The organism is Acidovorax sp. GW823-FHT01C06, assembly GCF_058798375.1.
Genome location: NZ_JBXAKN010000005.1, coordinates 222,194 through 234,091, shown reverse-complemented (window position 1 = coordinate 234,091; position 11,898 = coordinate 222,194). Strand labels below are relative to the sequence as shown.

Here is an 11,898-nt window from a genome sequence, read left to right as displayed (position 1 = left end):
CCGGTGGACCGGCAAAGCCGGATCCACGGGTGCACTCGCCCTGGCAGCGCCCGTACCGTGGAATCCGCCGGCTGCCACGCGCCATTGAAGAATCAACGCAGACAGGATCTATCACCATGTCCATCACTCCCCAGGAAGCGCTGCAGCGCACCATCGAGCACCGCGAAATTTTTCATGACGAGATGCTGCACCTGATGCGCATGATCATGAGTGGCGAGCTGTCGCCCGTCATGACCGCGGCCATCGTCACCGGCCTGCGCGTGAAGAAGGAAACCATCGGCGAGATCACGGCCGCCGCGCAGGTGATGCGCGAGTTCTCCACCAAGGTCCATGTGCCCGACAGTAAGCACCTGGTGGACATCGTGGGCACGGGCGGCGACGGCGCCAACACCTTCAACATCTCCACCTGCTCCATGTTCGTGGCCGCAGCGGCGGGCGCCAAGGTCAGCAAGCACGGCGGGCGCGGCGTGTCCAGCAAGAGCGGCAGCGCGGATGTGATGGAGGCCCTGGGCATCCACATCAACCTCAAGCCCGAGCAGATCGCGCAGTGCATCGCAGAGGTCGGCATCGGCTTCATGTTCGCGCCCAACCACCATCCGGCCATGAAGAACGTGGCCCCCGTGCGCAAGGAGCTGGGCGTGCGCACCATCTTCAACATCCTGGGCCCGCTGACCAACCCGGCCGGCGCGCCCAACATCCTGATGGGCGTGTTCCATCCCGACCTCGTGGGCATCCAGGTGCGCGCGCTGCAGCGCCTGGGCGCCGAACATGCCATGGTGGTCTACGGCCGCGACGGCATGGACGAGGTCAGCCTGGGCGCGGCCACGCTGGTGGGCGAGCTGAAGAACGGGCAGATCACCGAGTACGAAATCCACCCCGAGGACTTCGGCATGTCCATGTCCAGCAACCGCGCCTTGAAGGTTGAATCCCCCGAGCAGTCGCGCGAGATGCTGATCGGCGTGCTCAAGGGCGAGCCGGGCGCCGCGCAGGACATCGTCTGCCTGAACGCGGGTGTGGCGCTGTATGCGGCCAATGTGGTCGACTCGGTGCCCGCAGGGCTTGAAAAGGCACGGGCCGCCATCGCCTCGGGCGCGGCGCTGGCCAAGCTCGAGCAGATGGTCACGCGCACGCATGCGCTGGCTGCATGAAGATCAACCCCCTGAGCGGCTGCGCCGCTTCCCCCTTCTCCTGCGGGAAGGGGGACGACACCCGCAGCCTGGCAAAGCCAGCGCTGCGGTGTCCTCCGCTTCGGGCCGCGCGGGCGTTGCGCTCGCGCCATGTTTCAACGTTCAATCGCGACCCCGCCGGGGTTGAAAAGGCAGGTTTCCCATGAGCGACATCCTCAACAAGATCGTGGCCGTCAAGCACGAAGAAGTGGCCGCTGCGAAGAAGCGCATGCCCCTCGACGCCATCCGCGCCGATGCCGAGAGCCGCGTGCTCACGCGCGACTTCGAAGGCGCGCTGCGCGCCAAGATCGCCAAGGGCCAGGCGGCGGTGATCGCCGAGGTCAAGAAGGCCAGCCCCAGCAAGGGCGTGCTGCGCGCCGACTTCATCCCCGCCGACATCGCGCAAAGCTATGCCGATGGCGACGGCAAGGTGAGCGCCGCCTGCCTGTCGGTGCTGACGGACAAGCAGTTCTTCCAGGGCAGCGTGGACTACCTCAAGCAGGCGCGTGCCAGCTGCCAGCTGCCGGTGCTGCGCAAGGACTTCATGGTCGATGCGTACCAGATCTACGAGTCCCGGGCGATGGGGGCGGATGCCATCTTGCTGATCGCGGCCAGCCTGGATGATTCGCAGATGGCCGACTTCGAGGCCATCGCGCGCAGCCTGGACATGGCGGTGCTGGTGGAGGTGCACGACGGCGCCGAGCTGCAGCGCGCGCTCAGGCTCAAGACGCCGCTGGTGGGCATCAACAACCGCAACCTGCGCACCTTCGAGGTCACGCTGGACACCACCCTGGGCCTGCTCAAGGACGTGCCGGCCGACCGGCTGCTGGTCACCGAGTCGGGCATCCTGAAGCCTGACGACGTGAAGCGCATGCGCGATGCCGGCGTGCACGCGTTTTTGGTGGGCGAGGCGTTCATGCGCGCGCCGGAGCCGGGCGAAGCGCTGGCGAAGCTGTTCGCCTGATTGCTTGTTTGCTCCTTATTTGATAGCTGATTGCGCTTGTCCATCAAGCGGTAGAGGCCTTTTTGACCATGAATGACGCCGCTGCAAACCCCACCCAGCTGCAAAGCGCCAACCCGGCCGACTGGCCGGTGGCCTCCGGCTGGCAGCCGCTGGTCGATGACTTCTTTGCCGGTGTGCGCGGCCAGTCGCTGCTTGCCTTTCTGCAGTCGCGGCTCGATGCGGGCGCGGTGATCTTCCCGCCCCGCCCGCTGCGGGCGCTGGAACTCACGCCGCCGGACGAGGTGCGCGTGGTCATCCTGGGCCAGGACCCCTACCACGGGCGCGGCCAGGCCGAAGGGCTGGCGTTCTCGGTGGCGCCGGGCGTGCGCCTGCCGCCCTCGCTGCAGAACATCTTCAAGGAAATGCAGCGCGACCTGGGCGTGGCTTTCCCGCCGTTTCCGAACCCGGGGGGCAGCCTGGTCAAGTGGGCGAAGAACGGCGTGCTGTTGCTCAACACCGGCCTCACGGTGGAAGAGGGCCAGCCCGCCAGCCATGCCGGCAAGGGCTGGGAGGCCCTGACCGACGCGGTCATCCGCCATGTGGCCGAGGGCGAGCGGCCCGTGGTGTTCATGCTCTGGGGCTCGCACGCGCAATCCAAGCGCGCGCTGATCCCCCAGGACCGAGGCCACTTGCTGCTCCTGTCCAACCACCCTTCGCCGCTGTCCGCTCTGCGCCCGCCCGTGCCGTTCATCGGCAACGGGCATTTCGGCAAGGCGCGCGCGTTCCGGGCGCAGCACGGGTATTGAGGCGCCAGCGCGGCGGCGCTGCGCCTCCGCGGTCTACCAGCGCCCCGGCAGCCGCTCCTTGAGCAGGTCGAGAAAGGCCTGCGCCGCCACGGGCAGGCTGCGGCCCGCCAGGGTCTGCACCTCCAGGTCGCGCAGGTCCATGCCAGGGTCGCTGATGGGCACGGCCACCACGGCGCCCGCCGCCACCAGGTGGCGTGCCGCGATCTCGCTGGCCACCGACAGCCCCCCGCCATGCGCCACGAAGTTGAGCACCGTCTTGGCATGGTTGCTGATGAGCACCGCCTCCACCTGCAGGCCCTGGCGGCTGCACACGATGTCGATCATCTGGCGCACCGTGGTCTCGGCGGGCGGCAGGGCCAGGGGGTAGGCGGCCATCTGCGCGAGCGTGACGCTGGCCGATTCCGCCAGCGCATGGCCGGGCGGGATGAGTGCCAGCACCGGAGCGCCTTGCCGGTAGGCGACCTCGATGTCCTTGTGCGGCGCACGGCTGAAGCACAGGCCGATGTCGGCCGCGCCGCTGCGCACCGAGTCGGGCACCTGGGCGGTGGGCAGCGAGATCACGCTGAACTGGATGCCCGTGTGCGTGCGCTGGAATTCCACGCACAGGCGCGGCACCAACTCGTTGGCAAATGCGTCCGACGTGGCCAGACGCACCTGCCCCGCGCGCAGGCCCTGCAGCGCGCCGATCTCGCCCAGCGCGCGTTCGGCGTCCAGCACCGTGCGCCGGGCGTGCACGGCCAGGATCTCTCCGGCCGCGGTGAGCACCATGCCGCGCGGGTGGCGGTCGAACAGCGGCGTGCCCAGCTGCGCCTCCAGCCCGGCGATCTGGCGGCTGAGCGCCGAAGCGGCCACGTGCAGCCGTGCCGAGGCTTCGGTGAGCGAACCGCTGTGCGCCACCTCCAGGAAGTAGCGCAGGGCGGTGTCTTGCAGGAGCTGGGGGCGCATGGGCAGGGCAGGGGGCTGGAGTGGGGCGTATTGCCGGGTGGCGACCCAAAGTATGAAGTGGTTTGCCGCTGCGGCAAAGCTGCTTGCCTATTTGGCGTTGGTCTTCCGGGGGCTGGCTTCCTAAGATGGCTGTCTGGTTGCCCCCGGGCGGGGCCCTGCGGCTCCCCCTGTCCCTGTCTGCGTGCGCGGTCCGGCATCGCGCGTTTCCCCTTCTTCTGGAGTACCTGTATGCGTCTTTTTCCCTGGGGCCGTGGCGTCGTGTGCCTGGCCTGGTTGATGGTGTGGGGCGCCAGCGCACAGGCGCAGGCCGCGTGGCCCGACCGGCCCGTACGGGTCATCGTGCCGTTTCCGGCCAGCGGCGCCACCGACCTGGTGGCCCGGGTGGTCACCCAGCGCGTGGCGGCCGACCTGGGCCAGCAGCTGGTCGTGGACAACAAGCCCGGCGCCGGCGGCACCCTGGGCACGGCCGAGGCGGCCAAGGCCGCACCCGATGGCTACACCCTGCTGCTGACCACCAGCAGCACGCATGCCATCTCGCCCCATCTGATGCCCAAGCTGGCCTACGACCCGCGCAAGGACTTTGTGCCCGTGGTCCACGTGGCTGACGCACCCAGCGTGCTGCTGGTCACCAACTCGCTGCCGGTCAAGACCGTGGGCGAACTCATCGCCTACGCCAAGGCCCATCCAGGCAAACTCAACTACGCCACCAGCGGCAACGGCACCATCGTGCACCTGAACACGGCAGCCTTCAGCGCGCAGGCCGGCGTGGAGATGACGCACATCCCCTACAAGGGCACGGCGCTGGCGATTCCCGACCTGATCGCCGGGCAGACCCACGTGCTGTTCGATTCGCTGCCCACGGGCATGCCGCACGCCAAGGCCGGCCGCCTGCGGGCCCTGGCCGTGACCAGCGAGAAGCGCAGCACGCTGGCGCCCGAGCTGCCCACGCTGGCCGAGTCCGGCCTGCCCGGTTATTCGTCGGTGACCTGGTTCGGCGTGTACCTGCCCGCGGGCGCACCGCCCGCGCTGGTCGACAAGGTGCACAAGGCCTTTGCCAAGGCCGTGCAGGCGCCCGAAGTGGCCGAGAGCCTGGCCAAGCTGGGCGTGGAGCCTGCCGCGCCGCGCACGCCCGCGCAGTTTGGTGCCATGGTGCAGGCGGACAGCAATCGCTGGGCGACGGTGATCCGGCAGCACAAAATCGCGGTGGAGTAGCCCCCCTGAGTCGCCTTCGGCGCCTTCCCCCCGAGGGGGACGACACCCTCGGTGCGGGGCAGCCCTTCCTTGGCGTCTCTCGCTTTGCGCCGCGCCAGTTTCCACGCACCGCAACCCTTGCGAGCCACGGAGTCAGAACGCTATGAATAACCCAACCCTCGACTGGTCCCTTCCCTACGCCTCCCACCGCAGCGCGGTCATGGGGCGCAATGTGGTCTCCACCTCGCAGCCACTGGCCGCGCAGGCGGGGCTGCGCATGCTGCTGGCGGGCGGCAACGCGGTGGATGCCACCATCGCCGCCGCCATGGCGCTCACGGTGGTCGAGCCCACGGGCTGCGGCATCGGCAGCGACGGCTTTGCCATCGTGTGGGACGGCAAGGAACTGCACGGCCTCAATGCCTCGGGCCGCTCACCGGCCGCGTGGTCGCCGGAGTATTTCAAGAAGCTGGGCGGCATCCCCGAGACGGGGTGGAACGCGGTGACCGTGCCGGGCGCCGTCTCGGCGTGGGTGGCGCTGTCCAGGCGCCTGGGCAAGCTGCCCTTCGCACAGCTGGCGCAACCCGCCATCGACTATGCGCGCAATGGTTTTCCGGTGTCGCCCACCATCGCCCGCCTGTGGGCGCTGGGTGGCGCCAAGCTGGGCGCGCAGCCCGGTTTTGCCGAGTGCTTCCTGCCAGGTGGCCGCGCACCGCGGGCGGGCGAGATCTTCCGCAGCGAGGCCCATGCGCGCACGCTGGAGCTGATCGCCGAAACGCAGGGAGAGGCGTTCTACCGGGGCGTGATCGCCGAGCGCATGGTGGCCCATGCACAGGCTCACGGCGGCGCGATGACGCTCGAAGACCTCGCCTCGCACCAGGCCGACTGGGTGGGCACCATCAAGCAGCGCTTCGGCGACTCGGTGATCCACGAGATCCCGCCCAACGGCCAGGGCATTGCCGCGCTGATGGCGCTGGGCATGCTGGACGCGCACGGCATCGGCGCGCACCCGCTCGACAGCGTGGAGACGGTGCACGCGAGCATCGAGGCCATGAAGCTCGCGCTGGCCGACCTGGACCAGTACAACGCCGACATCGGTGCGATGCGTGTCGCGCCGAAGGAGCTGCTGGAGGCGGACTATCTGCGCGGCCGCGCGGCGTTCATCGACCCCGAGCGCGCGGGCGACCCGGGCCACGGCGCGCCGCGCCCGGGCGGCACGGTGTACCTGGCGGCGGCAGATAGCCAGGGCATGATGGTCTCGTTCATCCAGTCCAACTACATGGGCTTCGGCTCGGGCGTGGTGGTGCCTGGCACGGGCATCAGCCTGCAGAACCGGGGCCACGGCTTCAACCTCAGGCACGGCCACGCCAACGAAGTGGGCCCGCGCAAGCGCCCCTCGCACACCATCATCCCGGCGTTTGCCATGCATGCCGATGGCACGCCGCAAATGGCCTTTGGCGTGATGGGCGGCCCCATGCAGAGCCAGGGCCACACCCAGATGGCGCTGCGCGTTCTGCGCTACGGCCAGAACCCGCAGGCCGCCGCCGATGCGCCGCGCTGGCGCGTGACGGGCGGCAAGGGCGTGGCCGTGGAGCCCGCGTTTGATCCCGCCGTGGTGGCGGCGCTGCGTGCGCGGGGCCACGAGGTCACGGTGGAGGAGGGCAACGGCGTGTTCGCCTTTGGCGGGGCCCAGCTGGTCCTGCGCGACGGCGGGCACTACATCGCAGGGTCGGACCCACGCAAGGACGGGCACGCGGTCGCGTTCTGAGAACCTGCCAGGTTCCCTGGTCAACCGGCGGCGCAGTCCGGAAACCGCCGTGCCAGCTCCGCTGCCGGCATGGTTTCCGCCAGGTCCATGTTGTGCGCGAGGGGGATGTACTCCCCGGGATCCGTGAAGCGCATGAGCGTGGTCACCAGCCGGTTCCCGGCGCTGCCCTTCTGGCAGCCTGCCAGTTCCACCCCCAGGCCCAGCTCGCGCGGGCCGTCGTCCACCGTTTTCCAGGCCAGGGCCTTGGCGCGCAGTGCCTGCAGCCGGGGCAATGCCTCCGGGTCGATGCGCCAGACCTGCACCGCGGTGCGGGCAGTGTCATAGGGTGCCAGCGGGCTGCGCTCTGCGGTGCCGCGCAGCTCCTGCAGCGGCAGCTTTTCTTCCCATCGCTCGGTGGTGGTGGTGCCGCCGGGTTGGCGCACCTTGCGGGACACGCTCACCGTCAGCTCCAGCGCCGGGCCATGGAGCCGCAGGCCGGGGCCGTGCACCACGGCGGCGCGCAGCGCGGCGGGGTCGAGCGTCTCCAGCTGGAGCTTGCGCAGCTTCCACAGGGACGACACCGGCACGGTGCCGCAGGCGGCCAGCAGTGCCGTGCACAGGATGAGAACGCCAAGGCCCGCCCCGCGCCGCCATGGCGGCCGGACGGGTGAAATAGGGCCCCGGAGCAGGCGGGTGCCGCTGCGAAAAGGGATGGGCGGGCTGGGTGTCATGCGGGTCGGACGGTGTTGAAATTTCTGTTTAACGGTATATTATTATTGTTTTACAGAAAAAATTGCCAAACCATGACGCGAACTCTGGCCACTCCGGTCTCCCCCGTCCACAGCCCTTCATTCCGCAGGCTGGCCTGGGGGCTGCTGGCCGCCAGCTGGGTGTGTGCCCTGGTGTCGCTGGTTTTTTCGCTGGCGCGCTGGGCGGCGATCGGACACGAGACCGGCTGGGGTGGGTGGATGCCCCTGACGGTGGTGCCGACGCAGGCCCTGCTGGTCGGGCTGACCCCGCCGCAGTCCATGGAGACGCAATGGCGGTGGGTGGGCGTGGCGCTGGAGTGCATTCCGGCCCTGGCCATGCTGTACGCGGTGCTGTGCGTGCATCGCATCTGCCGGGCCTTCCTGGCGGGCGCCGTGTTCGGGCCGGTGGTCGTGCGCGGGTTCCGGGGCGTGGGCTGGGGCTTTCTGGCGATGTTCGCGACCTCGCTGGTCTACCAGGTGGGCGTGACGGCGCTGCTGTCGTGGCTGGCCTCCGGCCAGCAGGGCGGGCTCATCGCGCTGGGCGTGGGCTCGTTTGAAATGAGCGTGCTGGTGGTGGGGCTGATGATGCTGCTCCTGGCCCACGTGCTGGCCGAGGGCTGCCGCCTGCAGGCCGAAGCGGATGCGTTTGTGTAGCCACTCCCAGGTACCGTATTCCCCATGGCGATTGTTGTGACCCTGGATGAAATGCTCGCGCGCCGCAAGGTCAAGTCGCGGGACCTCGCGGCCCATGTGGGCATCACCGAGGCCAACCTGTCCTTGCTCAAGAGCGGCAAGGTCAAGGGCGTGCGCTTCGAGACGCTCTCGGCCATCTGCGAGTACCTGCAGTGCCAGCCCGGCGACCTGCTGGCGTGGGTGGACAGCGGCGGTGATGGCGCGGACGACGGCGCGGCGCAAGAAGGCGTGTAAGTGCGCTGGTGGGGCTGGGGTGCCGTTCCCGTCAGCCGGCGCAGGCGCGTGGCAGTGGCCGTGGTGGCCTCGGTGCTGCTGCACGGTGTCATCCTGACCGCGTGGAATCTGTCGACCAGCCGCGTCTCGCCATCGCTATCGGCACCACCGCAACCATTCACATCACCGCGACAAGCGATGGAGGTGCAGTGGATCACGCACGCCGAGGTGCTGCAGCCCGCCATGGCGGTGCTCGGCCCGGGGCGTGCGCAGGCGCTCCCCAAGGGTCCCGTTTCCGCGCCCGCATCTGCATCGCGCCCGGTGCGTGCGGCAGAGCGCCACCGCAGCGCCGACGCGCCCACCGATGCAGTGACCGGCACGGTCATCGGCACCCCGGCACGCGCCGTGCAGCAGCCCCCTCCGCAGGCCGCGACTGCCGCTGCGCCCGCGCCCGAGCTGCCTGCGTCCGACAGCCGGATGGCCGATGCACCTCTGCGCTGGAGCCCCGACGCCGTGGGCCGTGCCGACCGCCAAGAGCGCGAATGGCAGCGCCGCCACGGTGCCGTACCGGCGGCGCAACTGGCAGTGGGAGACGGCGCGCCAGCGGCCAGGCCCTTGGGTGCTGCGATTTCGACCCGCGAGTGGCGCGGTGGCGATGGCTCCCGGGTCACGCAGGTGGAGAGCCCGTCGGGCACCTACTGCGTGCGGCTGCCCTCGGCCAATCGCCTGCCCGATGTGGGCGCCGCACCGCGCGTGGCGCCCGTCAGCAACTGCCCTTGACCCCGCCGATTGCCGTGGAGCCGCAGGGCCGCATCGCCGGTCAACGCGCGGGTGGGCGCTCCAGCAGCATCGCATCCCCGTAGCTGAAGAACCGGTACCCCTGCGCGATGGCGTGCCGGTACAGGCCCATGGTGTGCGCATAGCCCGCGAACGCGCTCACCAGCATCATCAGCGTGCTCTTGGGCAGGTGGAAGTTGGTGACCAGCACATCCACCACCTGGAAAGCAAAGCCCGGCGTGATGAAGATGCTGGTGTCGCCCGTGGCCAGACCGGTCTTCGCCCACGATTCGAGCGTGCGCACCGTGGTCGTGCCCACGGCCACCACGCGGCCACCGCGCTGGCGGCAGCGCTCCAGGGCGGCCAGCGTGGCCAGCGGCACCTCGTACCACTCGCTGTGCATCTGGTGCTCGGCCAGGTTTTCGGTCTTGCAGGGCTGGAAGGTGCCCGCGCCCACGTGCAGCGTGACGCTGGCGCGCTCGATGCCGCGCGCGGCCAGGCCAGCCAGCACGCCCTCGTCGAAGTGCAGCGCGGCGGTGGGCGCGGCCACGGCGCCGGGGGCGCGCGCAAACACCGTTTGGTAGCGCTGGCTGTCCTCGGCTTCGTCGGGGTCGTGGCCGGTGTTCTGCTGGCGCTCGATGTAGGGCGGCAGCGGCAGGTGGCCGTGGCGGTCCATCAGCTCCCACGGCGACTCGCCTGCGGGGCCGTGCAGCGCAAAGCGGAACAGCGGGCCGTCGTCCTGGGGCCAGCGGCCCAGCAGCGTGGCGTCGAAACCACCGCCGTGGCGGCCGCCCGCCATGTGCACGGTGCTGCCGGGCAGCGGCTTCTTGCTGACCTTCATGTGGGCCACGACTTCGTTGCCCGTGCCGCCGGCTTCGGCGGGCAGCACGCGCTCGATCAAGAGCTCCAGCTTGCCGCCGCTGGCCTTCTCGCCAAAGATGCGCGCCTTGACCACCCGGGTGTCGTTGAACACCAGCAGGTCGCCTTCGCGCAGCAGGCCGGGCAGCTCGCGGAAGATGCGGTCCACGGGCTCGATGGCGCGTCCGTCCAGCAGGCGCGAGGCGCTGCGTTCGGCGGCGGGGTGCTGGGCAATGAGTTCGGGAGGCAGCGAGAAGTCGAAGTCGCTGAGCGTGTAGGTGCGCGGGGCAGGCGGGCTGGATGCGGTCATGGGGCTTGAGGGCCGGACAGGCCCGTGCCAAGAAAAAAGCGGGGAGGCCGCCATTTTCCCACGGCGGGGCCGGGGGCCGGGCCTACCAGGTCTTTTCCGGAAAGCCCGACCACAGCTCGTTCAGGTCCGGAAAGCGCCACTTGTCCGGGTCTTCGCGGGCGACGATCTTCTCGTGGCACCCCGGGGCGGAGAGATCCACCGTCTCGGGCGGGACGCGCAGGCCGGAATTGGTGGAGAAGAACACCTTGACGTGGGGCGTGGTGAGCGCCGCGGCCGATTGCTCGGTCACCACGCCGATGCGGCCCGAGGTCAGCCGCACGAGCGAGCCCACGGGATAGATCCCGATGCTCTTGACGAACGCCTGGAACAGCCGCGCGTCGAAGTGGTCCTGGGTCCATTCGGCCATGCGGCGCAGCGATTCGGCGGGGTCCCAGCCGCGCTTGTAGGGGCGGTCGGAGGTGATGGCGTCGTACACGTCGCAGATCGCCGTCATGCGCGCGATCACGCTGATGCCATCGCCCTGCAGCTTGTCCGGGTAGCCGGAGCCGTCCACCTTCTCGTGGTGGTGCAGGCAGGCGTCCAGCACCGCGTCGGGCATGTTGCCGCCTTCCTTGAGCATGTGAAAGCCCTGCACCGGATGGCTGCGCACCACGGTGAACTCCTGGTCTGTGAGCTTGCCGGGCTTGTTGAGCACCGCGAGCGGTACCGCGGCCTTGCCCAGGTCGTGCAGCAGGCCCGCCATGCCGGCCAGCCGCTGCTGGTCGTCCTTGAGCCTGAGCTGTTTGGCCAGCGCCACCATGAGCGCGCACACGGCCACCGAATGCATGTAGGTGTAGTCGTCCGCCGTCTTCAGGCGCGCCAGGCTGATGAGCGCGCCCGGGTTGCGGGTGACGGAGTCCGAGATTTCCTCCACCAGGCTCTGCGCGCTGGCGGAGTCCACCGCGCGCCCCAGGCGTGCCTCGTTGAACATCGAAATCACCGCCTCCCTGGATTTCACGCAGAGGGCGGCGGCGGCCTTGAGCTCGCTCTTCATGTCGGCGGGCTTGCGGTCGCGCCTGGGCGGCGGGGGTGGGGAGGGCAGCGTGACCTTGATGGGCGGCAGGTCCTCCAGCCGGCTGAAGTCCGTCTCGATCTGGGCGTCCACCTCCTCGCGGGACACCGAGGCGGTGCCGGGGGCCACGTCCCGGCCCCGGGAGGTGTCGATCCAGCATTCATGGATCGCGGTGGCCTGGATGCGGGCGAGGTCCTTGGGGTCGCTCAGCAGGAACTTGGCCCGCCAGAAGGGGTGCTCCATCCACGAGCCGCAGAACTCGTGCAGATACATGCCCAGGGTAAGGTGCTGAATTTGGATGCGCTTGAGCATGGCAAGACCCCTGGACTCGGAAAAGGCGCCTGCTTTGACGCGCTGGCAGTGGTAACCATGGTAGCCTTTTTGCCCATTCGTGTCGTTCGTAAAACCCGCTACATGCCCGCCGCCGTATCCAGAGTTTCCCCTAGGGGACA

Annotated in this window: 12 protein-coding genes; 8 read left to right on the top strand and 4 right to left on the bottom strand. The window is 69.4% G+C overall.

What is annotated here, in order from left to right:
• The first annotated feature begins 116 nt into the window (after positions 1-116).
• From trpD to AC1RCS_RS13380, 3 genes are all read left to right on the top strand, one after another.
• Positions 117-1,148 carry an anthranilate phosphoribosyltransferase gene (gene trpD / locus AC1RCS_RS13390; RefSeq protein ID WP_492245040.1) on the top strand — a complete coding sequence of 344 codons (1,032 nt, stop codon included), beginning with the start codon at positions 117-119 and terminating at the stop codon, positions 1,146-1,148.
• 181 nt (positions 1,149-1,329) lie between these two features.
• A complete protein-coding gene (trpC, locus tag AC1RCS_RS13385) occupies positions 1,330-2,130 on the top strand; it encodes an indole-3-glycerol phosphate synthase TrpC (RefSeq protein WP_492245041.1) in 801 nt (266 codons plus the stop codon).
• A gap of 68 nt (positions 2,131-2,198) precedes the next feature.
• Positions 2,199-2,915 (top strand): uracil-DNA glycosylase, encoded by a 717-nt coding sequence (locus AC1RCS_RS13380; protein WP_492245042.1) that lies wholly within the window; start codon positions 2,199-2,201, stop codon positions 2,913-2,915.
• Positions 2,916-2,948: 33 nt separating this feature from the next.
• On the opposite strand, the gene AC1RCS_RS13375 is transcribed toward AC1RCS_RS13380, so the two are convergent.
• Complete coding sequence (locus AC1RCS_RS13375; RefSeq protein WP_492245043.1) at positions 2,949-3,860, bottom strand: LysR family transcriptional regulator; 912 nt, start codon at positions 3,858-3,860, stop codon at positions 2,949-2,951.
• A 228-nt stretch (positions 3,861-4,088) separates the two neighbouring features.
• Here AC1RCS_RS13375 and AC1RCS_RS13370 point away from each other — a divergent pair, with 228 nt between their 5' ends.
• Complete coding sequence (locus tag AC1RCS_RS13370) at positions 4,089-5,072, top strand: Bug family tripartite tricarboxylate transporter substrate binding protein (protein ID WP_218296800.1); 984 nt, start codon at positions 4,089-4,091, stop codon at positions 5,070-5,072.
• 142 nt (positions 5,073-5,214) lie between these two features.
• Entirely contained in the window at positions 5,215-6,816 is a 1,602-nt protein-coding gene (locus AC1RCS_RS13365; protein WP_492245044.1) for a gamma-glutamyltransferase family protein, read from the top strand.
• 20 nt (positions 6,817-6,836) lie between these two features.
• Here AC1RCS_RS13365 and AC1RCS_RS13360 read toward each other — a convergent pair whose 3' ends face one another.
• Complete coding sequence (locus AC1RCS_RS13360; protein ID WP_492245045.1) at positions 6,837-7,526, bottom strand: hypothetical protein; 690 nt, start codon at positions 7,524-7,526, stop codon at positions 6,837-6,839.
• A 72-nt stretch (positions 7,527-7,598) separates the two neighbouring features.
• Between AC1RCS_RS13360 and AC1RCS_RS13355 the strand changes: the two genes are divergently transcribed.
• Genes AC1RCS_RS13355 through AC1RCS_RS13345 form a run of 3 tightly spaced genes read left to right on the top strand, consistent with a single transcriptional unit; the run spans position 7,599 to position 9,230 of the window.
• Positions 7,599-8,198, top strand: coding sequence for a DUF2975 domain-containing protein (locus AC1RCS_RS13355; protein ID WP_492245046.1), 600 nt, complete (start codon positions 7,599-7,601; stop codon positions 8,196-8,198).
• A gap of 24 nt (positions 8,199-8,222) precedes the next feature.
• On the top strand, positions 8,223-8,471 hold the full coding sequence (locus AC1RCS_RS13350; protein WP_218296803.1) for a helix-turn-helix domain-containing protein: 249 nt from the start codon (positions 8,223-8,225) through the stop codon (positions 8,469-8,471).
• A gap of 48 nt (positions 8,472-8,519) precedes the next feature.
• Positions 8,520-9,230 (top strand): hypothetical protein, encoded by a 711-nt coding sequence (locus AC1RCS_RS13345; RefSeq protein ID WP_218341233.1) that lies wholly within the window; start codon positions 8,520-8,522, stop codon positions 9,228-9,230.
• A gap of 40 nt (positions 9,231-9,270) precedes the next feature.
• On the opposite strand, the gene queA is transcribed toward AC1RCS_RS13345, so the two are convergent.
• Entirely contained in the window at positions 9,271-10,395 is a 1,125-nt protein-coding gene (queA, locus tag AC1RCS_RS13340; protein WP_492245047.1) for a tRNA preQ1(34) S-adenosylmethionine ribosyltransferase-isomerase QueA, read from the bottom strand.
• A gap of 82 nt (positions 10,396-10,477) precedes the next feature.
• Positions 10,478-11,758 carry a cyclic di-GMP phosphodiesterase gene (locus tag AC1RCS_RS13335; protein ID WP_218296806.1) on the bottom strand — a complete coding sequence of 427 codons (1,281 nt, stop codon included), beginning with the start codon at positions 11,756-11,758 and terminating at the stop codon, positions 10,478-10,480.
• Positions 11,759-11,898 lie beyond the last annotated feature (140 nt).

Excerpts from the sequence above, each read along its gene's own strand:
- trpD (WP_492245040.1), top strand. The coding sequence starts at position 117 with ATGTCCATCACTCCCCAGGAAGCGCTGCAGCGCACCATCGAGCACCGC.
- trpC (WP_492245041.1), top strand. The coding sequence starts at position 1,330 with ATGAGCGACATCCTCAACAAGATCGTGGCCGTCAAGCACGAAGAAGTG.
- AC1RCS_RS13380 (WP_492245042.1), top strand. The coding sequence starts at position 2,199 with ATGAATGACGCCGCTGCAAACCCCACCCAGCTGCAAAGCGCCAACCCG.
- AC1RCS_RS13375 (WP_492245043.1), bottom strand. The coding sequence starts at position 3,860 with ATGCGCCCCCAGCTCCTGCAAGACACCGCCCTGCGCTACTTCCTGGAG.
- AC1RCS_RS13370 (WP_218296800.1), top strand. The coding sequence starts at position 4,089 with ATGCGTCTTTTTCCCTGGGGCCGTGGCGTCGTGTGCCTGGCCTGGTTG.
- AC1RCS_RS13365 (WP_492245044.1), top strand. The coding sequence starts at position 5,215 with ATGAATAACCCAACCCTCGACTGGTCCCTTCCCTACGCCTCCCACCGC.
- AC1RCS_RS13360 (WP_492245045.1), bottom strand. The coding sequence starts at position 7,526 with ATGACACCCAGCCCGCCCATCCCTTTTCGCAGCGGCACCCGCCTGCTC.
- AC1RCS_RS13355 (WP_492245046.1), top strand. The coding sequence starts at position 7,599 with ATGACGCGAACTCTGGCCACTCCGGTCTCCCCCGTCCACAGCCCTTCA.
- AC1RCS_RS13350 (WP_218296803.1), top strand. The coding sequence starts at position 8,223 with ATGGCGATTGTTGTGACCCTGGATGAAATGCTCGCGCGCCGCAAGGTC.
- queA (WP_492245047.1), bottom strand. The coding sequence starts at position 10,395 with ATGACCGCATCCAGCCCGCCTGCCCCGCGCACCTACACGCTCAGCGAC.
- AC1RCS_RS13335 (WP_218296806.1), bottom strand. The coding sequence starts at position 11,758 with ATGCTCAAGCGCATCCAAATTCAGCACCTTACCCTGGGCATGTATCTG.